Below are 23197 nucleotides of genomic sequence, written 5' to 3'. Positions count from 1 at the left end.
CGGCACCCCATCGGCTCACTGTGACATTAGCGGACATAGCGTCAGCGTCTTGCTACGTTGCCTGGCATGACCGCAACGACCGCGGACGCTCCCCCGCCGGACCTACGCCTGCCGAAGCGTCGGGGCGTCGAGCTGGTGATGCTGACCGGTGCCGTACTGATCTCCGTCTACGGCTACATCGACGTCGGGCTCGCCAGGAACGACGCCGTACCGGCGGACACGCTGAACTACGGTGCGGGTCTTGGCCTGCTGGCTCTGCTCGCCCATCTCGCCGTCCGGTTCCGCGCCCCGTACGCGGATCCGCTGCTGCTGCCGATCGCCGTGCTCCTCAACGGCATCGGACTCGTCCTGATCTACCGTCTCGACCTGGAGACCCCGGGCGACAGCGCGGCGCCCACCCAGCTGATCTGGTCCACGCTCGCGGTGGCGCTCTTCATCTGCTGCGTACTCTTCCTGCGCGACCACCGGATCCTCCAGCGGTACACCTACCTCTCGGTCGCCGCCGCCCTGGTCCTGATGATCATCCCGATCCTGTTCCCCGCGGTGAACGGCGCGAAGATCTGGATCCGGGTCGGCGGTTTCTCCATCCAGCCCGGCGAGTTCGCCAAGATCCTGCTCGCGGTCTTCTTCGCCGCGTACCTCTCGGCCAACCGCAACGCCCTCTCCTACACGGGCCGCAGGATCTGGCGTCTCCAACTTCCCACCATGCGCGTGCTGGCACCGGTGCTGGCGATCTGGCTGATCAGCGTGGGGGTCCTCGTCCTGGAGCGCGACCTCGGGACCTCACTGCTCTTCTTCGGCCTGTTCGTGATCATGCTGTACGTGGCGACCGGCCGGCTCAGCTGGATCGCCATCGGCATGGTGATGGCGGCCTTGGGCGCGTTCGTCGTGGGCAGTCTCGAACCCCATATCCACAGCAGAGTCGAGGACTGGCTGCACCCCTTCGCCTCCATCGACGCCGGCCGGGGCGCCAACCAGCTCGCCCAGTCGCTGTTCTCCTTCGCGGCGGGCGGTGTCCTCGGAACCGGCCTGGGACTCGGCCACTCGATCCTCATCGGCTTCGCGGTGAAGTCCGACTTCATCCTGGCGACAGCGGGCGAGGAGCTGGGCCTGGCGGGGCTCTCCGCCCTCTTCCTGCTGTACGCCCTGGTGGTGGCCCGGGGGTACCGGGCCGGGCTCGCGCTCCGCGACTCCTTCGGGCGGCTGCTCGCGATCGGCCTCTCCTCGATCCTGGCGATCCAGGTCTTCGTGATCGCGGGCGGGGTGATGGGGCTGATCCCGCTGACCGGCATGGCCATGCCCTTCCTCGCCAAAGGCGGCTCCTCCCTGGTCACCAACTGGGTGATCGTGGCGCTGCTCATCCGGATCAGCGACTCCGCACGCAGACCGGACCCCGCTTTCGTGGAGTCCGGGATCATCGCACCGATCGTGGAGGACGAGTCGTGATCCGCTACATCCGGCGGGCCGCCGCCTGCTGTCTGCTGCTCCTGGTCGCGCTGCTGGCCAACGCCGCCCGGATCCAGGTCTTCCAGGCGGACTCCCTGGACAAGAATCCGGCCAACCGCCGCCAGACGATCACTCGTTACCACGAACCGCGCGGCAACATCCTGGTCGGCGGAGCCCGCGTCACCGGGACGAAGGACACCGGCCAGCAGCTGCGGTACGAACGCACGTACCGCGAGGGGCCGCTCTACGCGCCGGTCACCGGGTACGCGTCGCAGACCTACGGCACCACCCTGATCGAGAACGCCGAGGACGCCATCCTCACCGGCACCGACTCGATGCTCGCCCCCGTCCCGCTCTGGAACGAACTGACCCGCGCCCAGCAGCCGGGCGGCGATGTCGCCACCACCATCAGGGCGCCCGTGCAGGAGGCCGCCTTCAACGGGCTGGGCCGCAGACGCGGCGCGGTCGCCGCTGTCGAGCCGTCGACCGGGAAGATCCTGGCCCTGGTCAGCACCCCTTCGTACGATCCGGGGGAACTGTCGGGCACCGGCCCGTCCGTCACCGGTGCGTGGTCCCGGCTGACCGGCTCGCGGAGCCAGCCGATGCTCAACCGGGCCATCCGGCAGACCTATCCGCCCGGTTCCACCTTCAAGATCGTGACAGCGGCGGCCGCCCTCGACGCCGGAGTGGTCACCGACATGAACGCGGACACCGACACCCCCGACCCGTACACCCTGCCCGGCACCACGACGGTCCTGCCGAACGAGGCGAGCGGCTGCGGCGACGCTTCGCTCGCGTACGCCATCGAGGTCTCCTGCAACACGGTGATGGCCAGCCTCGGGGTGCGGACCGGACTCGACGGGATGGACGAGGCGGCCGGCAGGTTCGGCTTCAACGACGCCGGCCTGCGGATCCCCTCCGGGGTTGCCAGGAGCAACTTCGACACCGACATGAGCAGGGACCAGCTGGCGCTCTCCTCGATCGGGCAGTTCAACACCTCGGCGACTCCGCTGCAGATGGCGATGGTCGCGTCGGCCGTCGCGAACGGGGGTGAGCTGATGTACCCCCATCTGGTCGACCGGACCACGGCCAGGGGCGGCAGGGTCGTCAGCCGTACCGACCCGAAGTCGTACCGCCGGGCGATGGAGGCCTCCACGGCGGTCCAGCTCCAGCAGATGATGGTCGACGTCGTGACGCGGGGCACCGGCTCCAGCGCGGCCATCCCCGGCGCGACGGTCGGCGGCAAGACCGGCACCGCCCAGAACGGCGTCGGCAACGCCGGTACGCCGTACGCCTGGTTCATCTCCTGGGCGAAGGCCGACGGCGCAAGCCGGCCGGCGGTCGCGGTGGCGGTGGTCGTCGAGGATGCCTCCGCCCACCGCGCCGACATCACCGGCGGCGGCTTCGCGGCGCCGATCGCACGGGCGGTCATGCGGGCGGCGCTGGGGGACTGAGGGCTGCGCCGGCGGCGGGGGCAGCCGGTGCACGGGGGCGCGGCACGGGGAACCGGGACACTGAGGCGGGGGCCGGGACACGGCCGTACCGATGGGGGATGACGGCGATGACGGTGGCAGTCGCGGAAGCGCTCGGACGGATCGCACGGCTGGACCCGGCCCTGAGCGCCTTCACCGAGGTCTGGCCGCAGCAGCCACCGGACGGCGGAGCCTGCGGCCCGGCCGACAGCGGGGCGGGCCTGCCGCCCGGCGCCGGGGTCGGCGGCCTGCCGCTCGCCGGGACGCCGTTCGCGGTGAAGGGCCCGGCCGGTATCCGCGGCTGTGCCGCCCGGCGGCTGCGGGCCGCCGGCGCCGTCCCGGTCGGCTCGACGGCGGTGCCGGGGCCCGGGACGCACTGGCAGACCTGGGGGCTCGGCGCACACGGCCCGACCCGCAATCCGTGGCGCCCGGACCGCACGCCGGGCGGTTCGTCGGCCGGGGCGGCGGTGGCGGTCGCCACCGGCATGGTCCCGCTGGCGACCGGGAGCGACGGCGCGGGGTCGGTGCGCATCCCGGCCGCGTGGTGCGGCGTACTGGGTCTGAGGACGACAGCGGGCCTGCTGCCGTCACCCGACCGGACCGGACTGGCGTCGGCCGGTGTACTGGCGGCGGACGCGGCCGGGGCGCAGGCCTACCTGCGTGCGGTGACGGGGGCCTGCGTGCCGGCCCTGCCGGAGTTCCCGGTGCCCGCCGTCTGGTCGTCCGACCTGGGCTTCGCCGCGGTCGACGACGAAGTGGAGCGGGTCGCGAGACGGGCGGTGGAGCGTCTGGCCGCGGCCGGTCTCATACGGCTCGAAGCCACCTCGTACGCCCTGCTCGACCCGTGCGACGCCTGGCTGGCCGTGCGGGGCGGGCGGCCGGGCGATGCCACCGCGGTCCGGGCGGAGAACGGCCACCGCCTGGCGTCCCTCTTCGCTCGCACGCCCTTGCTGCTCACCCCGGTGACACCGAACCGCCCGCATGGCCACGAGGGGCCGGGCGAGCGGTACTCCACCTCGCTGACCTGGGCCTTCAACCTCAGCGGCCATCCAGCGGTGAGCATCCCCGCGGGGTTCGACCCGGACGGGTGCCCGGTGGGACTGCAGATCGTGGCGGCGCACCGGCAGGACGCCTCGCTGCTGGAGATGGCACGGGCAGCCGAGACGATCATGGAGAGCACCGTTTGGCCCGCTTCGCCCCGATGAGGGATCAATGCTAAGAAACGAGAGTGACCGCACACCGCCGGAACCCCGTGCACCTCTCCCGCTGGAGGCTGCGCCGGAGTCTGGCCGCGCAGGTGTTCACCATGCAGGTGGTCCTGATCGTCCTGCTGGTAGCCGCTGCCGCGGTGGCGCTGGTGCTGCAGTCGAGGAGCAACAGTGTGCGCGCGGCCAAGAGCCGCTCGCTGGCCGTCGCCGAGACGTTCGCCCACGCCCCCGGACTGCCGCAGGCGCTGCGCTCACGTGATCCGACGGCCGTGCTGGAGCCGCTGGCGGAGGGCGCGCGCAAGGGCGCGAAGGTCGACTTCGTCGCCGTGATGAACACCCGGGGCATCCGCTACACGGACTCCCTCCCCTCGCTGATCGGCAAGCGTGCCACCGGTGATCTGAGCCGGGCGGTGGCGGGACACGCGTTCACCGAGATCTTCAACGGCTCCCCGTCGGACGCCGTACGGGCCGTCGTGCCGGTGAAGGACTCCCACGGCCGGGTCGTCGGCCTGGTCTCGGCCGGTATCGAGATCAGCAATGTGTCGAACCTCGTCGGCCGGAGGCTGCCGCTCCTCCTCGCCGCGGCCGCGGCCGCGCTCATCCTGGCCACCGTCGGCGCGGCCCTGGTGAGCCGGCGGCTCAGCCGTCAGACGCACGGTCTGGGGCCTGCCGAGATGACCCGGATGTACGAGCACAACGACGCCGTCCTGCACGCGGTGCGCGAGGGCGTGCTGATCGTCGGGAGCGACGGGCACGTGCGGCTGGCGAACGACGAGGCGCGCCGGCTGCTCTCCCTGCCGCCCGATGCCGAGCTGGGCGATATCACGGACCTCGGGCTGGCCCCGGCGACGGAGCAGCTGCTGACCCGGGGGGAGGTGGTGACCGACGCCGTGCACCTCACCGGGGACCGGCTGCTGGCGGTCAACCTGCGGCTCGCGCCGACCCGGGCCGGCCTCGGCAGCAGGGTGGTGACCCTGCGCGACACCACCGAGCTGCGGGCCCTGACCGGCCGCGCGGAGGCGGCCCGGGAGCGGCTGCAGCTGCTGTACGACGCGAGCGGGCGGGTGGGCACATCGCTGGACGCCGTGCGGACCGCCGAGGAGCTGGCGGAGGTGGCGGTGCCGCGGTTCGCCGACTTCGTCACGGTGGACCTGACGGAGCCGGTGCTGTCCGGCGGGGAGCCGGGCGGCGCCTTCGCCTCGATGCGGCGGGCCGCCCTGCGGGGTGTCCGGGACAGCTCGGCGCTGGACCCGGCGGGCACTCGCATCGACGTGGAGCCGGGGACGCCGCTGGCGCAGTACCTGGCCGCCGGGGAGGCCACGCTGGAGGCCGACCTCCCCGGTACGCACGACTGGCGTGCGCAGGACCCGGCCGGCGGCCTGCGCGCCGTGGAGGAAGGCCTGGGCTCCCTGATCCGCATGCCGCTCACGGCGCGCGGGGTCGTGCTGGGGCTGGTGAGCTTCTGGCGCACCCAGGAGCGTGCCCCGTACGAGGAGGAGGACATCTCCTTCGCCGAGGAGCTGGCCCTGCGGGCCGCGCTGAGTGTGGACAACGCCCGCCGGTTCACCCGTGAGCACACCACGGCGGTCACCCTCCAGCAGAGTCTGCTCCCCCACGACCTGCCGGAGAACCGGGCGCTGGACGTGGCGCACCGCTACGTCCCCGCCCGCGCGGGGGTGGGCGGGGACTGGTTCGACGTCATCCCGCTGCCCGGTGCGCGGGTCGCCCTCGTCATCGGCGACGTCGTCGGCCACGGCCTGCACGCAGCGGTGACCATGGGGCGGCTCCGCACGGCCGTCCACAACTTCTCCTCGCTCGATCTGTCCCCGGACGAGATCCTCGGCCACCTCAACGATCTGGTCCTCACCATGGACGAGGGGAACAGCTCGCTGGGCAACGGCACGAGCGTCACCGGCGCCACCTGCCTGTACGCGGTCTACGAGTCCGCCTCGGGCCGGTGCACACTGGCCAGCGCCGGCCACCTCGCGCCGGCCCTCGTCGGCCCCGACGGAACAGCGCGCTTCCCCGACATCCCCGCGGGGCCGCCCCTCGGGACCGCCAACCTCCCTTTCGAGACTGCCCAGTTCGACCTGGCGGCGGGCACCAGCCTGGTGCTGTACACCGACGGCCTGCTGGAAGAGCGTGGCGGCCGGGACATCGACGCGGGCCTGGAGCTGCTCCGCTCCACCCTGGAGGGGCAGGCCGCGCGCGACACGGATCCGCAGGAGATGTGCCGGAGCGTGTTCGAGGCGCTGGCACCGTCGCACCGGGAGGACGACGCCGCACTCCTCGTGGCCAGGACCCGGCTCCTCGACCCGTCGTCCGTCGCGGACTGGGAGATGGACGCCGATCCGGCGGCGGTCGCCGCGGTACGGTCCCAGGCCGCCCGCAGGCTCGGCGAATGGGGCCTGGACGAGATCGCGTTCAACACCGAGCTCATCCTGAGCGAACTGCTCACCAACGCGGTCCGCTACGGCACCGCGCCGATCCGGGTGCGGCTGCTCCACAGTGCCACGCTGACCTGCGAGGTCGCGGACAGCAGCAGCACCTCGCCACACCTCAAACGGGCGGCGGACATGGACGAGGGCGGCCGGGGGCTCTACCTCGTCGCGCAGTTCGCGGAACGCTGGGGCACCAGGTACCCGCCCCGAGGGAAGATCATCTGGGCCGAGCAGCTCCTCACCGGACCGCAGCCGCAGCCCGAGCCCTGGTCCGTGGATCTGGACGACCTGGACGACCTGGAAGGGCTCGGCGGCCCGGACCTCTGACGGGCCGCCGGGACGGGACGGCGGGAGGGCGGTGCGGGCCCCGGAGCGCGGCGGCCCGCCGGACCCCGGTCAGGCGCCGTCCGCGATCGCCGACTCCACCTCGGCCACCCGCTCGCACTCCTCCTGAGCGAACCGCTCCCTGTCGAGCTGCTCGGCGATCTCCTCGTCCTGCGACATCAGGAGATCGAGGTTGGAGTTGCCCATCTCGAAGACACCCATGTCGACATAGGCCTTCTGCAGCCGTTTGCCCCAGAGGCCGATGTCCTTGACGCACGGGACGATCCGGCTGAAGAGCAACTGCCGGAAGAGCGTGAGGAATTCGGACTGCTCCGAGAGCTGCTCGGCCTCCTTCTTCGCGATGCCGAAATTCTCCAGGACCTCCACCCCGCGCAGCCGGTCGCGCATCAGGTAGCAGCCCTCGATCACGAACTCCTCGCGCTCCCGGAGCTCGGCGTCGGTCAGCTGCTTGTAGTAGTCGCGCAGGGCCATCCGCCCGAAGGCCACATGGCGGGCCTCGTCCTGCATGACGTACGCCAGGATCTGCTTGGGGAGCGGCTTGTCGGTGGTGTCGCGGATCATGCCGAAGGCGGCGAGCGCCAGGCCCTCGATGAGGACCTGCATGCCCAGATACGGCATGTCCCAGCGGGAGTCGCGCAGGGTGTCGCCGAGCAGGGCCTGGAGGTTGTCGTTGATCGGGTAGAGCATCCCGATCTTCTCGTGCAGGAACCGGCCGTATATCTCGGCGTGCCTGGCCTCGTCCATGGTCTGGGTGGCCGAGTAGAACTTGGCATCCATGTCCGGGGCCGACTCCACGATCCGGGCGGCGCAGACCATCGCGCCCTGCTCACCGTGGAGGAACTGGCTGAACTGCCAGGACGTGTAGTGCTTGCGCAGTTCGCCCCGGTCGCGCTCGGTCATCTTCGCCCAGTGCGGGGTTCCGTAGAGGGTCATCGCCTCGTCCGGGGTACCGAGCGGATCGCAGGGGTCGACTTCGAGCGACCAGTCGATGCGCTTCGCGCCGTCCCACTGCTTGTCCTTGCCCTTCTGGTACAGGGCGAGCAGACGGTCGCGCCCTTCGTCGTACTCCCAGCTGAACCGGGCCGAACCCGACGCCGGTATCTGCCAGTTGGGCTCGACCGGTCCCGTGGTGTAGAGCTCATGCGTCGACATACCTGGCAGGCTCACATGTTGGTAGACGCTGAGTCAACAAGTCGCGCACAAGGGATTGACGCAGCTTACTGACAAGCCGTCTCATAAGGAGTGACCACCGGTAACCCGAAGCGCGAGGTACCTCAGAGATGACGACAGCGACCGAACGCGAAGTACTCCGTGACGCCCTCGGCCTGCTCAGGGACCGTGAACAGGTGGCCGAGCGCCTGCTCGAATCGTCCGCCAAGCACTCCTTCGACCCGGAGAAGGAGCTCGACTGGGCCGCCCCCGTCGAGGACGGCAAGTGGTTCTGGCCGCCCGAGCTCGTATCGCTCTACGACACCCCGCTCTGGCGGAGGATGTCCGGGGACCAGCGGATGGAGCTCGCCCGGCACGAGGCGGCGTCGCTGGCCTCGCTCGGCATCTGGTTCGAGATCATCCTGATGCAGCTGCTCGTGCGGCACATCTACGACAAGTCGGTGACCAGCAGTCATGTGCGGTACGCGCTGACCGAGATAGCCGACGAGTGCCGGCACTCGATGATGTTCGCGAAGATGATCGAGAAGGGCGGGGCGCCGTCGTACCCGGTGCCGCGGATGTACCACAATCTCGCCCGCGTGCTGAAGACGATCTCCACGACGCCCGGCTCCTTCGCCGCGACCCTGCTGGGCGAGGAGATCCTCGACTACATGCAGCGGCTGACCTTCCCCGACGAGCGCGTACAGACACTGGTCCGCGGCGTGACGCGCATCCATGTGATCGAGGAGGCGCGCCATGTCCGTTACGCCCGCGAGGAGTTGCGCCGCCAGATGGTCACCGCTCCGCGCTGGGAGCAGCACCTCACCCGGATCGGCTGCGGTGAGGCGGCGCGGGTCTTCTCCACCTGCTTCATCAACCCGCAGGTGTACACGAACACCGGCCTGGACCGCCGGGAGGCCGTCGCCCAGGTCAAGGCGAGCGGCCACCGCGCGGAGGTCATGCAGAACGGCGCCAGGCGGCTGACGGATTTCCTGGACGACATCGGCGTACTCCGGGGCGCGGGGCGGAAGTTGTGGGTGAGCTCGGGGCTGCTGGCGAAGTAGGGCAGCGCCGGCCGGCCCGGTGAACCTCCGGCGAGCGCCCTCACCGGGCGACGCGGAAGCCCTGGCCGAGTGCGGAAGGACCTGACAGGCCCTCTCCGCGGTCGGGTCGGGCCGGTGCGCCCATCGCCTCACGGGACAATGCCCCGTGGCCACCAGGTGCGGCGGACGCGAGGTCCGCTACGAGGCTGACGCCCCGGTAGCCGCCATCAACGAACCGGTGCGACGTACTCGTCCGACAACAGCTCGAAGACGCGCACGCGTCGGCCACAGGTGGGGTTGACGGTCTCGCGGACCGGACGCATCCCCAGTTTGGCCATGATCCGTTCGGAGGCGTCGTTGCCCACCTGAGCGATGCTGACGATCCGCTCCAGCCCTCGCTCTTCGAACCCGAACCGCACAGCGGCCGCAGCCGCCTCGGTGGCCAAGCCCTGCCCCCAGTGGGAGCGCCCCAGCCGCCAGCCGACCTCAACCGCCGGAAGTACCTCCGGCAGGAAGTGGGGCACCGAAAGGCCGGTGAACCCGGCCAGCTCGCCGGTGGACCGGATCTCCACGGCGAACAGACCGAAGCCCTGTGACTCCCATTCGCTCTCCCACGCCTGGACCCCGCCGCGGGTCTCCTCCTCGTCACGGACGCTGCCGTCACGGATCCACCGCATGACCTCGGGGTCGGCATGGACGGCGGCCAGGGGCGCAATGTCTCCCTCGTGCCAGCGCCGCAGAATCAAACGGGGAGTCTCAAGCGTGACCATCCGAACATTGTGGATCACGCATGGGCTCGCCACCGTCCTCGGGACCTCGGTGGGCGCCCACGCAGCAGGATCAGCCCGTGGACGCGTGTGCCACGAAATCCGCCCACACGGCCGGGGCGAAGCCGAGCTCCGGGCCCGGTACGTTCTTGGAGTCGCGGACGTGGACCGCACCGGGTGTGGGTGCGACTTCGATGCAGTCGTTGCCGCTGCTGCTGTCGCTGTAGCTGCTCTTGAACCACTCCAGCTCGGAAGCATCCCTGGCAGAGGGCTTGCAGATCATGTCTCTCCCAGCACTTGCTCGATGAAGGCCAGTGACTCCTCCGGCGAAAGAGCCTGGGCCCGGATCATGCCATAGCGAAGATCAAGGATTTGAAGGTGCTTTGGGTCCGAGACCAGGCGGCCGTTGAACGCGCCAGGCGATCGTCCCACGGCCGTGCCGTCTCCGAACTTCAGTACCTCGATCCCACCGCCCAGTCCCGGGTGAGTCTCGCATTTGAGAGGCATGACCTGAAGGGAAACGGTCCGCAACCGGCCCACCTCCAGAAGTCGTTCGAGCTGACGACGCTGTTCCATTCTGCCTCCGATGGGCCGCCTCAGCGCAGCCTCTTCCTGGACGAAGCTGAGCGCGGGCGCCGGCGAGCGCTCAAAGATCGAGCGCCGGGCCATCCGGCCCGCCACACCGCGCTCCACTTCATCTTGGGAGTAGGAAGGCTGTCGCGTCTCCAGCAGCACCCGTGCGTGCCCCTCCGTCTGCAACAGGCCGTGGATTCCGTGGTCTGCGTACACGCCGACCTCTACCGCCCGTGCCTCCATCCGCGCCAGATCCCGGATCTTCTTCGGGTACCGGACCTCGGCGACGTCCTTCTTCATCAAGGCGATCTTCCCCCGGGCGCCCAATACCTCGTCCGCCCGGTCCAGGAACTCCGGGCGGGGAATGCGACGCCCGCCCTCCACCTTGTAGACCAGGTCCTCCCCGTACCCGATCGCCGCGCCGAACTCGCCCGCCCGCAGCCCCGCCGACTCCCGCCACGCCTTGAGCTGACGGCCCACCGCAGCGACCACCGCGGCGCCCGACTCGTCGTCGGGGTCGACGTCCCAGCCGGGCTCGTCCGCCCCGCCGACGCCGCGCTCCGTACCGGCCTCATCCACGCTCATCCGTGCCCCGCTTCCGACGTGCCTGCCGTTCCTGCTCAACCCTGTTCGTTTCCACCACGTCACCCGGGACAGCCGGGACAGCACCGGACAAGTACGGGACAGTCACCATACGTAGCCGTCATGTCGCTGTGCACGGCAGGCCGGTGCGGCCACGCTCAGTGATGTGACTCACGAACTCACCCGAACCGAACCCTCCACCCCTACCCGGCAGTTCACCGTGCTGCTCTCCCCCACCCGCCGGGGCGCGCGGCTCGCCCGGCTGCTCGCCACCGCGCATCTGGGCGCCTGGGGACTCCCGTCGGTGACGGCCGCGCACATCGTTGCCGAGCTGGCCACCAACGCGTTCGTCCACGGCCGGGTGCCCGGCAGGGACTTCCGGTTGAGCCTCGCCGTGCACGGCGGCGGGACGCTCCTGCGGATCGAGGTGACCGACACACGCGGCGACCGCCTTCCGATCGCCCCGCACGGCGCCATCGCCCGCCCCGCCGACGACGCCGAGTCCGGGCGCGGTCTGCTGATCGTCGAGGCGCTCGCCGACCGGTGGGGCGTGATCCCTGGCCCCGTCCCCGGCAAGGTCGTCTGGGCGGAGATCGACCTCGTACGGTGACTGCCACCGCACCCACGGACATGCGACGGCCCCGGCAGGACGGCAACCCCGGACCGAGGGCCTGACCCCCGAGGAAGCGGGAGCTCCCCGATGGGTACCGAGCAGATCACGGCTGTCAGGCGGGTCGCTGCGTTCGCTTCGCTCCCTCCGTCTCAGCGGCCGGAACGGGGAGGGAGGAGGAGAGGGAGGAGGAGAGGGAGGAGGGGGGAGGAGGGGGGAGGACCGTCGTGCATCACCCCCGTAACGAAACGATCTGCTTCCTTGTGCCGGCCTGGTCCACTCCCGTGAGGTGGGTTGATGCACTTTCCGACAGCAGGCAGTCCGCTCTTCCGCCACCTGCGCATGTGGCACGCCGTGTCGGCTTCCCTCGTAGTGGTGGCGGTAGTGGCGTTCCTCGTCCTCCTCCCGTCCGACGGCGTGCCCGCCGTGCCCAACAGCCCCTGCCGGGCATCCGGTGCGGCGCACGATGACGCGCCCGCGACCCCCGACACCGACGGGGACGGCTTCGCCGATCTGGTGTACGAGAACGCCGACACGGAGAACTTCGACGTGGTCGTCGTGCCCGGCTCCGAGCACGGTCCTGACCACGCCCGCACGACCGTCCTCACCCGCCACGACCTCGGTGTGCCGGACCGCATCCAGACGAGCGACGACCCGTGGCAGCCCACGGTCGCCGACCTGGATGAGGACGGCCACGCCGATTTCGTCACCGGCTCCGCCGCCGGCGTCCTGTGGGGAGGCCCCAAGGGCCCGCAGGCCGGCGGACCGCACGGGCGCGTCCCCCTGCCGGGCAGCGGATACCACACCGCGCCGGTCGCCGGCGACTTCGACGGGGACGGCCACACCGATCTCGCGGTCTTCAGGGACAGGGCCTCGAACGAGGATCCGGAACTGGTCGTCCTCAAGGGACCGTTCAAGCGCTCCGGCGCCCCCGCCCGGACCGTGGAGATCCCCAGCCCGGTCCACGACGGCGCGACACCCGATCTGGTCGCGGGGGACGCGAACGACGACCGCGCGACCGACCTCGCGCTCTATGGCTCTCCGTGGGACCCGCCCCTGCTGTTCACCGGCGGTGCCCGTACCGCCGCTGGCCTGAGCAAGGACCCCGAGCGGCTGCCGGAGGGCGAGAACGTCGTCTTCGGCGACTTCGACGGCGACGGGCGGCACGATGTCGCCGTCGGACGGAGCTTCGTCGACAGCTACGACGAGGTCGACACACCCCACCGGCGCGGCCAGGTCCGCGTCCGCTACGGGAAGGAGCCGGGGAAGTGGGTCACCCTGGAGGGCGGCGGCTTCAAGGAGGGCTTCGGCACCGGGCTCGCCGCCGCGGACTTCAACGGCGATGGCTGCGACGACCTGGCCGTACAGCTCACCAAGAAGAAGGAGACGGGGGACGCGCGGATCGAAGTGCTGCGGGGCGGCTCCGAGCACGGGCTCGGGTCGAAGCCCTGGCGCGCCACCAAGCGCTCCGTGCCGGGTGACGACGGCCCCATCGACGGCACGCTCATCGCCGCTCACGACTGGGACGGCGACGGCAAGGCGGAAATGGCCCTTCTCGGCGGGGACAGATGGTGGATCACCGACGGCACGGACCGCGACGAGGCGTCCTTCCCGGTCGCCCCCAGCAAGAACCAAGGTTCGTAGGCACGTGCGGGGCGGTCCGGGCTCCGCAGGCTCGGGTCCCGTGACGGGTGGCGGTGGGGTGCCCGCCGCGTTCCCGGCGCCTCGAACAGGCCGCGGACTCACCGGGACCTGGCCGCGCAGAAGGGTCACCCGTGCGCGGCCCCCGTCTGCGATCTGATGCACCGGACAGCCCCTGGCGCGCCCGCGCGCCCCGTACCGCGTTCGACGGACCTGGCCCGCGCCACGGCTGCCGGGCCGGGACGCACCGGTCTGCCGTCCGGCCTGCGTCGCCCGGCCCGGCAGGCCGCACGGATCGGTCCGGACGTGGGGAGACCTCCGGAGCTGTGCGGGCGCCCGGACCTGTTCGGGCGCCCGGGCCTGTGCGGGCGTGCGCGGGCGTCCGGGCGTGTGCGGGCGTCCGGGCACTCCTCAGCCCGTCAGCGCTCCGCCCTCCTCTCCCATGTACAGACCCGCGAATGCCCGTGCGTCATGGCCGGGCTCCAGGAGCCGCCGCAGCCGGGCCCGCGCGGTACCCGCCCGGAAGCGGTCGCCGGACGAGGCCCCGTGCAGCACGTCCGAGAACCACTGCGAGAACTCCTGGTACTGCCAGACGCGGCGCAGGCACGCCTGCGAGTAGGCCGCGAGCCCACCGGCACCGGCCCGGTTGCCGTCCTCGCCCGCGCCGCCGTCCTCGCCCTTGTCGGCCGCGATCAGCGCGTCCGCGAGCAGCAGCGCGTCATGGATCGCGAGATTCATCCCCTTCGCAGCGATGGGTGCCACCAGGTGAGCGGAGTCCCCTGCGAGATGGAGGCGGCCGTAGGACATCGGCTCCACCACGTAGTTGTGCATGTCCAGGACCACCTTCTCGACGAGCGGGCCTTCCGTCAGCGGCGGGGCGCCGCCCGCGGCGAGCCGGACGCGCAGCTCCTGCCACACACGCTCGTGCGGCCAGTTCCCCGTGGTGTCGCCGGGCGGGACCTGGAGGTAGTAGCGGGTGACCTCGGGGCTGCGGGCCATGTGCGCGCCGAACCCGCGCTCGTGGAGGCCGAACACCACTCCGTCGGCGGACGGCGGCGCCTGGGCGAGCACCGCCAGCCAGGCCACCCCGTCGTCACGCCGGCTGACAGCGACAGCGCCGTCGGGTATCGAAGCCCGCGCGACGCCCCGCGCACCGTCGCAGCCCGCGATGTGGTCGCACGCGAGATGGTGCCGGGCGCCGGTCACCGGATCGGTGTAGGAAACCACGGGCCGGTCGCCGTCGATGCCCTCAAGCCGTACGTCGCGGACACCGAAGCGGGCATCCCCGGCGCCCTTGTCCGCGTACGACGCGAGCAGGTCGGTGACCAGCTGGGGCTGCGGGTAGACGAAGTGCCGCCGGCCGGAGAGCTCGGCCGTCGGGACGGTGTGCCGCTCCCCGTCGAAGCGGAACTCGAACTCGCCCTGGGTGTCGGCGTGCAGGAGTATCCGCTCGGCGAGCCCGTGCTCGGCGAGGGCGCGTACCGCCCACTCCTCCATGAACCCGGCACGTGGCCGGCGCTCGATGGACTCTCTGCTGTCCGCTTCCAGCAGCACGCAGTCGACTCCGCTGTCGTGCAGGCGATTCGCCACGACGAGGCCGGCGGGTCCGGCTCCGATGACGACGACGGATGTGTGCGCGAGAACGGGTGAAGCCGGAGACACGTCGGGGGGATCCATTCGAGTTCGTGGGGGTGAAGGCCCTGGAGGACACGGGCCGGAACTGACCAATGATCAATCGCAGTATGGCGGTGGCGCCAGTGCCCCCTGCTCCGGGGCGCTCCTCCGAGGGTGCCCCGCCGTGAACACCGGGATTACGCTGCGGTCATGACCCCCGCAGCGATCCCCGCGTACCGACGCCTCAGCGTCCAGGAGCGCCGTGTCCAGCTCCTCGACGCGGCCCTGACGCTCTTCGCGCACCGGGCGCCCGACGAGGTGTCGCTCGACGACGTCGCCGAGGCCGCCGGGGTCTCCCGGCCGCTGGTCTACCGGTACTTCCCCGGCGGCAAGCAGCAGTTGTACGAGACGGCGCTGCGCTCCGCCGCCGACCAGCTGGAACTCTGCTTCGCCGCGACGCACACCGGCCCGCTCACCGTGCGACTGGCCGGGGTGCTCGACCGCTACCTGGCTTTCGTGGACGAACACGACGCCGGATTCTCCGCGCTGCTCCAGGGCGGCAGTGTCGCCGAGACGTCCCGCACCGGCGCGATCGTGGACGAGGTGCGCCGGGCCGCGGCCGAGCAGATCCTCGTCCACCTCGGGGTCGGGGCGCCGGGGCCGCGGCTGCGCATGATGGTGCGCACCTGGATCGCGGCCGTCGAGGCCGCCTCGCTGATCTGGCTGGACGAGGGGAAGCAGCCACCGCTCGACGAACTGCGCGACTGGCTGATCGACCACCTCGTCGCGCTGCTCGCGGCGACCGCGGCGACGGACCGTCAGACGGCGGCGGCCGTCAGGACCGCGCTGGCCTGCGAGGGTCCCGACGGGGCGGTCGGCGTCCTGGCCCGCCGGCTGCTGCCCGTGGTGGACGAGGCCGCACGGCTGCTGGGCGGTGTCTGACCCGGGCACGCGTCAGACTGGCCCGGTGAAGAGCGAAGAGACCCTGTTCGAGGGCGGCCCGCTGGACGGGCGGATCCTGCCCATCCTGCTCGGCCCGACCGGCCAGCCGCCCAAGGTGTACGAGGTGCCCGTCCCGGACGCCGGGGGCGGGCCGCCGACCGTACTGGTCTATGTCCGCACCCCGGCCGGCCACACCAGACGGCTCGGCATCCAGCGCGGCTGGAAATACGTGTACACGCCGGACGGGCGCCCCCGCACCCTGAAGTGGCCCTGGTCGAAACCGGACACTGTCCCGGGCGCGGGAACGGACACGGACACGGGAGGCGGAGCGGGCGGCGGGCCCGCCTGAGCCGTGCCCGGCCGAGCCCGGAGGGCAGGACGCCGTACCGTGCGTGAGCCGCTTCCGGCCGGGCGGACGTGGGTCGCGCACCCGGCGCACCCTGTCCGGGTGACCGTATTGGTCCGATCCGCCCACCCGTGAGGCGGTATCAGCCGCTTCGCCGCATGCTCGGCCCCGGGGTGGACGGCCCGCCCCGGAAGCTGAGGTGATGTGGTGTCAGGAAGACTGCTGCGGTTGATCTGTACGACAGCGCTGGCCACGGTGATCGTCGGCGCGTCCCCCGCACTCGCTGTGCCGGCCGCCCTCGGCAGTCCCGTGCCGGAGCCGGGCCCGGCAGCGTCTCCGCACCCGTCAGGGGCCTCCGCCCCGGCCGCCCCGGGCACCCCGGGCAAGAGCGCCGGGCCCGCCGCCCCCGCCCGTCCGGCGAAACCCGGCAGCCCCGCCCCTGCCCCCGGCCCGGGCCGGCCCGGAGTCGCACCCGCCGCCCCCGACACACCGGCCGAGGTCACCCTGAACCGGCTCAGGACCCTCTACCGGCAGTCCGAGCAGGCAGGACAGAAGTACCGCGCCACCACGGAGGCGCTCAAGCGCCAGGAGACCGCGGCGAAGAGCGTCGGCGCCGGTCTGGTGAAGGCCCGGATGGAGCTCGCGCAGAGCAGGAACGCCGCCGGGCGGCTGGCTCGCGAGCAGTACCAGGGGCGGTCCGGGCTCTCCCCGTATCTGAGCCTGATGCTCGGCGGCGACCCCCAGCAGGCCCTCGACGCGGAGCACCAGATCGAGCGGGCATCGGCCGACGTGCTGGCCAGAGCCGGGCGGCTCGAAAAGGCCGAGCGGCACGCCGGGACACTCGACTCCGCGTCACGCACCGCGCTCCGTAAGAAGCAGGCGCTCGTCGCCCAGCAGAAGAAGCAGCACCGGACCGCCCAGGCCCGGCTGCGCGAGGCGGAGGCCCTGCTGGCCGGGCTCTCCCCCACCGAGGCGTCCGACGTACGGGCTCAGGACGACGCCGACACCAGCGCGGCCCAGGGCGCCCTGGACTCCTCAGGGGCGCTGAGCGGGCCCCAGGCATCGGCGACGGTACAGGGCGCCCGCGCCGTGGCGTTCGCACGCGCCCAGGTCGGCAAGCCGTACCTCTGGGGCGCCGAGGGCCCGCACTCCTTCGACTGCTCGGGGCTGACCCGGCGCGCCTGGGAGCACGCGGGGCGCACGATCCCCCGGACCAGCCAGCAGCAGTGGCGCCGCCTGCACAGGGTCTCGCTGCGGTCGCTGCGCCCCGGCGACCTGATCCTCTACTTCCCCGGGGCCACCCATGTCGCGCTGTACGTCGGGGGCGGCAAGGTCGTCCAGGCGCCCCGCCCCGGCGCCACCGTGCGGATCTCGCCGATGGCGTCGAACCCGATCCTCGGCGCGGTACGCCCAGACTCCTGACCTGAACGGTGAGCGGGAGCGGCGGGGGCGGTCGGTGTGCCCGGCGCCCGCCGGCCGGCTGACCCCGACCGGCCCGCTGACCGATTACCCGGCCGGCCCGACTGCCGTCTGTGGGCCTCCGAGGATGGCCCACAGACGCAACGTTCACCAATGTTGACCGCCGCTTCGCAAGTCAGACACCTATGCAGCGCCGGAGACCTCGGCGAGGTACGCGTCCGTCTTCTCCGGGTCGAAGAAGAAGTTGTCGAAGTCGGCCGGGTTGTCGAAGCCGTTGGCGAAGCGGTCGGCCACCGGCTGGAGCTGCCCGGCGGCTCCGATGAGGTTCAGCACATGCTCCGGGGGGACGCCCAGCATCGCGTTGGTCCACTTGGTGACGTGCTGCGCAGTGTCCCAGTAGCGGTCGAACGTCTGCTGCATCCACGCCTCGTCGAAGGGCTGGTCGCCCCGTTCGACGATGGAGCCGAGATAGGCGGCGGCGCACTTGGACGCCGAGTTGGAGCCCTGGCCGGTGATCGGGTCGTTCGCCACGACCACATCGGCGACCCCGAGGACCAGGCCGCCACCGGGCAGCCGCTCGATCGGGTTGCGGACCGTGGGTGCGTACCGGCCGGCGAGCGTGCCGCCCGCGTCGGTGAGTTCGACGTCGGTGGCGCGCGCGTACTCCCAGGGCGTGAACTTCTCCATGAGTTCCAGCGTCAGGGACAGGTGCTCGGAGGGGTCCTTGATGCCCTGGAAGGCATCCAGTGGTCCGCCGGGTATGCCCTCCCAGAAGAGGATGTCGGCGCGGCCGCTGTGGGTGAGGGTCGGCATCACGAAGAGCTCGCCGACGCCGGGCACCAGATTGCAGCGCACCGCGTCGAAGTCGGGGTGCTCGGGGCGGGGGCCCATGCCGTGCACGTACGACACCGCCAGCGCACGCTGTGGCACGGTGAACGGCGACCGGGACGCGTCCCGGCCGAACATCGAGACCAGCTCGCCCTTGCCGGCGGAGACCATCACCAGGTCGTAGTTCCGGGCGAAGAAGTCCAGGTCGGACACTGCCGCGCCATGGATGACCAGCTGACCGCCGCGCTGCGCGAAGGTCTCCATCCAGCCGGCCATCTTGACGCGCTGGTCGACGGACTGCGCATAGCCGTCGAGCTTGCCGACCCAGTCGATGGCGCGCGAGGAGTCGGGGGCCGCCACCGAGACGCCCAGACCCTCGATCCTCGGCGCCTGGGACTCCCAGAAGTTGAGCTGGAGGTCGCGCTCGTGCTGCAGCGCCGTGTGGAACATGCACTGCGTGGACATGACCCTGCCGGAGCGGATCTCATCGGCCGTGCGGTTGGACATGAGGGTGACCTCGTAGCCCTGGGACTGGAGGCCGAGGGCCAGCTGGAGCCCGGACTGGCCGGCTCCGACGATGAGTATCTTCCGCATGGCGCGTTGCTCTCCTATTCGGGGGTGGTGTCGAGTGCGTGGCCCACCAGGGCCAGCAGGGACTCGACCACCGTAATTCTGTTACGCGCGTCCATGATCAGTACAGGCACGTGCGGCGGAATCGTCAGGGCTTCCCGCACGTCCTGCGGCTCGAAGTCCGGCGTGCCCTCGAAGTGGTTGACCGAGACGATGTACGGCAGACCGCAGCTCTCGAAGTAGTCGAGGGCGGGAAAGCAGTCGGCGAGCCTGCGGGTGTCGGCGAGGACTATCGCGCCGATCGCACCACGCACGAGGTCGTCCCACATGAACCAGAAGCGCTGCTGCCCCGGGGTGCCGAACACGTACAGCACAAGGTCGTCGTCGAGGGTCAGCCTGCCGAAGTCCATCGCGACCGTGGTGGTCAGCTTGTCCGGCGTCGCGCTGAGGTCGTCGGTCTCCTCGCTCGCCCGGGTCATCAGGGCCTCGGTCTGGAGCGGGGTGATCTCCGATACCGAACTGACGAAGGTCGTCTTGCCGACGCCGAAGCCGCCCGCCACCACGATCTTGGTGGATATGGGGGCCCGGGTGCGGTCGTTCTGCCAGGCCTGGACGGACTCGTCGGCCTCGGCGGGGATCAGCGTCTCAGAGACGGCGGAGTCCACTCAGCACCCTTTCGAGCAACGCGCGGTCGGGCTGGCCTTCACCGTGCCCGGTACCGTACACACGGATTTTTCCCTGGTCTGCGAGGTCGCTGAGCAGGACCCTGACGACCCCCAGCGGCATCTTGAGCAGCGCCGAGATCTCCGCGACGGTACGCATCCGGCGGCAGATCTCGACGATGGCGCGCATCTCCGGCATGAGCCGCGCGGGGCCGTTGGCCAGCTCCGGGCGCTCCGGGGACGCTTCGATCGCGGCGACGAAGGTCTCCACGAAGAGGATGTGGCCGAATTTGGTGCGGCCGCCGGTGAGCGAGTACGGGCGCACTCGTGCGGGGCGGCGATCCGGGTTGCGGACCGGAAGGGCCGGGGTCACTGGGCGCTCTCCATCGATTTGCGCAGCTCGCTGCGGAGTTCGGGGGTGAGGACATGACCGGCGCGGCCGACGAAGAGCGCCATGTGGTAGGCGACGACGCTCATGTCGCAGTCCGGTGTGGCGTGGACACCCAGCAGCGACCCGTCGCTGATCGACATCACGAAGACACTGCCTTCCTCCATCGCCACCATCGTCTGCTTGACGCCTCCGCCGTCCATCAGCTTCGCGGCACCGATGGTGAGGCTGCCGATGCCGGAGACGATGGTGGCCAGGTCGGCGGCCGATCCCTTGGGGCCGGCGCGCCGGGCGGTCCGTGCCTCCGCGCCGGCCGCCGAGACCTCGGGGTCCGACGAGAGCAGCATCAGCCCGTCGGACGAGACGACGGCGACGGAACGGAGCCCTGGGACCTCCTCGACGAGGTTCTTCAACAGCCAGTGCAGGTTCCGGGCTTCACTGCTGAGTCCGAATGTGCTGGGCGCAGTCAACTGCGTGCCTCCTCGACACTGTCCCCCGCGTCATCGGTACGTACATCATCCGATCTCTGGTCCGAGATCTCCGTTTCGACGTCCTTGCGGCCGTCCTTCGCTCCTTGGTGGAAGCCGCCGAGGCGCCGGCGCAGGGCATCGGCGTCCACGCTGCCTGTGCGCTGCTTCGGGGCCGTACCGGTGGGCCTGGTCACCTGGGGCACCCGCTTGGGCAGCCCCTTGTCGGTGATGCGGCCGGCCCCCTCCGGGGGTCCGCCGGTGGCGGCGGAGTCCGGGGCCGGAGCGGCCGGGCCCGCAGGTCCGGACACGGGCTCCGGCTCCGCCACGGGGGCCGGGCGCCGCATCGTGAAGGTCGGCTCGTCCACCTCGTCGGCGGTGCGCTCGTGCGCGTCGGCGCCTATCTCGTAACGCGACCTGGCCGGGATGGTGTTGGAGTTGGCCTCCGCCACCGAACCGGGGAGGTTCAGCACCGGAGCGGAACCGGCGTTCGGGACGAACTGCGGGGGTACGGCCGGCGGTACGTCCGGCAGCAGGGCGCCGGGCAGCACGACCACCGCGGCCACACCGCCCTGCTTCTGCTCGCGCAGCTCGATCCGGACGCCGTGCCGCTTGGCGAGCAGCGAGGCCACGTGGAGGCCGAGTCCGGACTGCTCGTCGCCGGGCGCGCCGGGACGGGAGGCGTCGGGGTCGGCGAGGAGGGCGTTGAGTTCGGCGCGGCGGCCGGGTGACATGCCGATGCCCTCGTCCTGCACGGAGAGCATCACCTCGCCGTTCTCCAGGAGCCAGCCGGAGAGCTGGACATGAGCGTCCGGCGGGGAGAACGCGGTGGCGTTCTCCAGCAGCTCGGCGACGAGGTGGCTGATGTCGTCGGCTGCGAAGCCGGCGACCTGGGAGTGCGGCGGCAGCGACTGGATGGCCACCCGCTCGTACCGCTCGATCTCACTGACCGAGGCGCGCAGGACGTCCACCAGCGGAACCGGTCCGCTGCCGTGCCCGTGGCTGTGCTCGGTGCCCGCGAGGACCAGCAGGTTCTCGCTGTGGCGGCGCAGCACGGTGGCCATGTGGTCGAGCTTGAAGAGGGTGGCGAGCGCCTCGGGGTCCTGTTCGCGCTCCTCCAGCCCCTCGATGACGGTGAGCTGACGCTCGACCAGGCCGAGGGAGCGGAGCGAGAGGTTGACGAAGGTCGCCTGGATGGTGTGGCGCAGCCGGTCGAGCCGGGCGGTGACGTCGGCGACGTCCGCCTCCAGCATGGCGCGTTCGGCGTCGAACCGGTCGCGGCCACCGCGCAGCTCGCGCTGGTCGCCCGCGAGGGATTCGGCGCGCGCGCCCGCGACCAGCACCTTGCTGTGCAGGGCGTTGATGGACCGGACGACCTGCGCGAACTCGTCGTTGCGGCCGGTGAAGGCGATCGGCTCCTCCGCGTCGGGAGCGCCGGCCAGGCGCGCGGCGCCGATCCGGAGCACGGCGAGCGGGCGGGTGAGCGTACGGGCCACGGCTGCGCCGACCCCGATGGTGAGGAGCAGCAGGAATCCGGCGAGGGCGATCCGCAGCTCCAGCGCGGTCACCGCGTCGTCACGGAGTACGGCGATCCGTTTGGCCTGCCGGCCGGCGAGCGACGCCTCGACACCACGCATCTGGTCGACGCGCGCGCTGAGCGCGGCGCCTGCCTTGGCCGGGTCGGTCCTGAGCTCGGCTGCGGAGAGAGTGGGCTGGTCGGCGAGGCGCGCGAGGTACGCGTCGGCGCTGCTGACCTCGGGGCCCGAGACCGTGGATGCGAGCGACTCCCGCTCGTCCGGACCTGCCGCCTGGTCGAAGTCGGCGAGGGCGGCGAGCTCGCGGACCCTGGCCTGCTGGGCCGCCGCGCTCAGGGCGTCCCTGGTGCGGCCGTCGGCGCCGCCTGCCACGCCCTGCTGCTGTACGTAGGTCCCGGTCACCGGGTCGTACACGGGGGTCGATGCGGGGCGCGGGACGGCAAGCGCGCCGAGCAGCAGCCCGCGGGTCTGCGCAGCCTGGCCGACGGCCCGGCCGAGGCCGGCCGCGGCGCGGGTGGCCGCAGCTGCCTCGGGGGGTGTCCGGTCGGCCAGCTGGGCGGCGGTGTCCTGGACCTTCTCGATGAGGTCGGAGTAGGCCTTGTTGGCGTCGAGCGCGGTGCTCTTGCCGGTCAGAGCCGTCCTGCGGACGGAGGGGAGAGTGGCGAGGTCGTGCCGGAGCGCGGCCGGGGCGGCCGTGCCGATCTCCTCGATGTCGCTGTCGACCCGGGTGGCCCGGTCGGCGGCGAGCTTGTCCTTCTTGGCACGCCCGCCCGCGATGTAGACCGTGACGTCGTCCCGCTCGTCCGCGAGGTCATGGGCGAGGGACACTGTCTGCTGGTCCAGGCCCGAGAGCGTGACCAGCCGCTGGGCGTCGGTCAGCTCGGCCGAAGCACCGTAGACCGCGGGGGCACTCGCCGCGAGTACGGCGAGACCGACGACGGCCACACCGGTGACCAGGCGCCTGCGTACCCGGAGGGTGCGCTCGGGCGGCGCGCCTCTGTTGCCCCGAAGCCGCTTGTTCTGCACCGGTGCTCACAATCTTGACTCGTCCACGCATGACGCCGAGGTGATGACTGATCACAAGGATGCGCTCCCACCTCTGGTACGGCTTCTGACCATTCCAGTGGTTTTGGGAGGGGAGTGCGCATC

The 23197-nt window shown here is 71.5% G+C and carries 20 protein-coding genes; 10 read left to right on the top strand and 10 right to left on the bottom strand.

Translation table 11 applies throughout. From position 1 onward, the window contains the following. Window positions 1-66: 66 nt before the first annotated feature. From OG917_RS23750 to OG917_RS23735, 4 genes are all read left to right on the top strand, one after another. Window positions 67-1446 (top strand): FtsW/RodA/SpoVE family cell cycle protein, encoded by a 1380-nt coding sequence (locus OG917_RS23750; protein WP_328319635.1) that lies wholly within the window; start codon window positions 67-69, stop codon window positions 1444-1446. After that, complete coding sequence (locus tag OG917_RS23745) at window positions 1443-2900, top strand: penicillin-binding transpeptidase domain-containing protein (RefSeq protein WP_328319634.1); 1458 nt, start codon at window positions 1443-1445, stop codon at window positions 2898-2900. The genes OG917_RS23750 and OG917_RS23745 overlap by 4 nt, the downstream gene beginning before the upstream one ends. Before the next feature lie 98 nt (window positions 2901-2998). Next, window positions 2999-4123: an amidase family protein gene (locus OG917_RS23740; RefSeq protein ID WP_328319633.1), complete on the top strand. Its 1125-nt coding sequence runs from the start codon at window positions 2999-3001 to the stop codon at window positions 4121-4123. A gap of 101 nt (window positions 4124-4224) precedes the next feature. After that, on the top strand, window positions 4225-6894 hold the full coding sequence (locus OG917_RS23735; RefSeq protein WP_328322122.1) for a SpoIIE family protein phosphatase: 2670 nt from the start codon (window positions 4225-4227) through the stop codon (window positions 6892-6894). A gap of 69 nt (window positions 6895-6963) precedes the next feature. Here the strand turns inward: OG917_RS23735 and OG917_RS23730 are convergent, their stop codons facing one another. Then, complete coding sequence (locus tag OG917_RS23730) at window positions 6964-8064, bottom strand: ferritin-like domain-containing protein (RefSeq protein ID WP_328319632.1); 1101 nt, start codon at window positions 8062-8064, stop codon at window positions 6964-6966. 128 nt (window positions 8065-8192) lie between these two features. Between OG917_RS23730 and OG917_RS23725 the strand changes: the two genes are divergently transcribed. Then, the gene (locus tag OG917_RS23725) at window positions 8193-9125 is read left to right on the top strand and encodes an AurF N-oxygenase family protein (RefSeq protein ID WP_328319631.1); all 933 of its coding nucleotides are present in this window, start codon (window positions 8193-8195) and stop codon (window positions 9123-9125) included. Window positions 9126-9331: 206 nt separating this feature from the next. Here the strand turns inward: OG917_RS23725 and OG917_RS23720 are convergent, their stop codons facing one another. From OG917_RS23720 to OG917_RS23710, 3 genes are all read right to left on the bottom strand, one after another. Continuing rightward, a complete protein-coding gene (locus tag OG917_RS23720; RefSeq protein ID WP_328319630.1) occupies window positions 9332-9874 on the bottom strand; it encodes a GNAT family N-acetyltransferase in 543 nt (180 codons plus the stop codon). 70 nt (window positions 9875-9944) lie between these two features. Further along, complete coding sequence (locus OG917_RS23715; RefSeq protein WP_328319629.1) at window positions 9945-10154, bottom strand: DUF397 domain-containing protein; 210 nt, start codon at window positions 10152-10154, stop codon at window positions 9945-9947. Further along, window positions 10151-11029: a helix-turn-helix domain-containing protein gene (locus tag OG917_RS23710; protein ID WP_328319628.1), complete on the bottom strand. Its 879-nt coding sequence runs from the start codon at window positions 11027-11029 to the stop codon at window positions 10151-10153. Before OG917_RS23710 ends, OG917_RS23715 begins: the two co-directional genes overlap by 4 nt. A 163-nt stretch (window positions 11030-11192) precedes the next feature. Here OG917_RS23710 and OG917_RS23705 point away from each other — a divergent pair, with 163 nt between their 5' ends. Then, entirely contained in the window at window positions 11193-11636 is a 444-nt protein-coding gene (locus tag OG917_RS23705) for an ATP-binding protein (protein WP_328319627.1), read from the top strand. Between the two features lie 297 nt (window positions 11637-11933). Beyond that, window positions 11934-13280: an FG-GAP repeat domain-containing protein gene (locus OG917_RS23700; protein WP_328319626.1), complete on the top strand. Its 1347-nt coding sequence runs from the start codon at window positions 11934-11936 to the stop codon at window positions 13278-13280. A 408-nt stretch (window positions 13281-13688) separates the two neighbouring features. On the opposite strand, the gene OG917_RS23695 is transcribed toward OG917_RS23700, so the two are convergent. Further along, a complete protein-coding gene (locus OG917_RS23695) occupies window positions 13689-14954 on the bottom strand; it encodes a 4-hydroxybenzoate 3-monooxygenase (RefSeq protein WP_328319625.1) in 1266 nt (421 codons plus the stop codon). A gap of 147 nt (window positions 14955-15101) precedes the next feature. Here OG917_RS23695 and OG917_RS23690 point away from each other — a divergent pair, with 147 nt between their 5' ends. The 3 genes from OG917_RS23690 to OG917_RS23680 all read left to right on the top strand — a co-directional run bounded on the left by OG917_RS23690 (window position 15102) and on the right by OG917_RS23680 (window position 17601). Beyond that, the gene (locus tag OG917_RS23690) at window positions 15102-15833 is read left to right on the top strand and encodes a TetR/AcrR family transcriptional regulator (protein ID WP_328319624.1); all 732 of its coding nucleotides are present in this window, start codon (window positions 15102-15104) and stop codon (window positions 15831-15833) included. 25 nt (window positions 15834-15858) lie between these two features. After that, on the top strand, window positions 15859-16182 hold the full coding sequence (locus OG917_RS23685; RefSeq protein ID WP_328319623.1) for a hypothetical protein: 324 nt from the start codon (window positions 15859-15861) through the stop codon (window positions 16180-16182). A 204-nt stretch (window positions 16183-16386) separates the two neighbouring features. Beyond that, on the top strand, window positions 16387-17601 hold the full coding sequence (locus OG917_RS23680) for a C40 family peptidase (RefSeq protein ID WP_328319622.1): 1215 nt from the start codon (window positions 16387-16389) through the stop codon (window positions 17599-17601). A gap of 180 nt (window positions 17602-17781) precedes the next feature. Here OG917_RS23680 and OG917_RS23675 read toward each other — a convergent pair whose 3' ends face one another. From OG917_RS23675 to OG917_RS23655, 5 genes are read right to left on the bottom strand one after another with little or no spacing between them, the layout of a single operon-like run. After that, window positions 17782-19020 carry a styrene monooxygenase/indole monooxygenase family protein gene (locus OG917_RS23675; RefSeq protein WP_328319621.1) on the bottom strand — a complete coding sequence of 413 codons (1239 nt, stop codon included), beginning with the start codon at window positions 19018-19020 and terminating at the stop codon, window positions 17782-17784. A gap of 14 nt (window positions 19021-19034) precedes the next feature. Beyond that, entirely contained in the window at window positions 19035-19661 is a 627-nt protein-coding gene (locus tag OG917_RS23670; protein WP_328319620.1) for a GTP-binding protein, read from the bottom strand. Continuing rightward, window positions 19642-20031, bottom strand: coding sequence for a DUF742 domain-containing protein (locus OG917_RS23665; RefSeq protein WP_323183639.1), 390 nt, complete (start codon window positions 20029-20031; stop codon window positions 19642-19644). Before OG917_RS23665 ends, OG917_RS23670 begins: the two co-directional genes overlap by 20 nt. Next, window positions 20028-20516, bottom strand: coding sequence for a roadblock/LC7 domain-containing protein (locus OG917_RS23660; protein WP_328319619.1), 489 nt, complete (start codon window positions 20514-20516; stop codon window positions 20028-20030). Before OG917_RS23660 ends, OG917_RS23665 begins: the two co-directional genes overlap by 4 nt. After that, a complete protein-coding gene (locus tag OG917_RS23655) occupies window positions 20513-23074 on the bottom strand; it encodes a sensor histidine kinase (protein ID WP_328319618.1) in 2562 nt (853 codons plus the stop codon). Before OG917_RS23655 ends, OG917_RS23660 begins: the two co-directional genes overlap by 4 nt. Window positions 23075-23197: the final 123 nt, after the last annotated feature.

This window comes from Streptomyces sp. NBC_00388 (genome assembly GCF_036061255.1).
GTDB lineage: Bacteria > Actinomycetota > Actinomycetes > Streptomycetales > Streptomycetaceae > Streptomyces.
The sequence above is the reverse complement of the archived record's forward strand: the minus strand, read 5'-3'. Positions and strand labels throughout refer to the sequence as shown.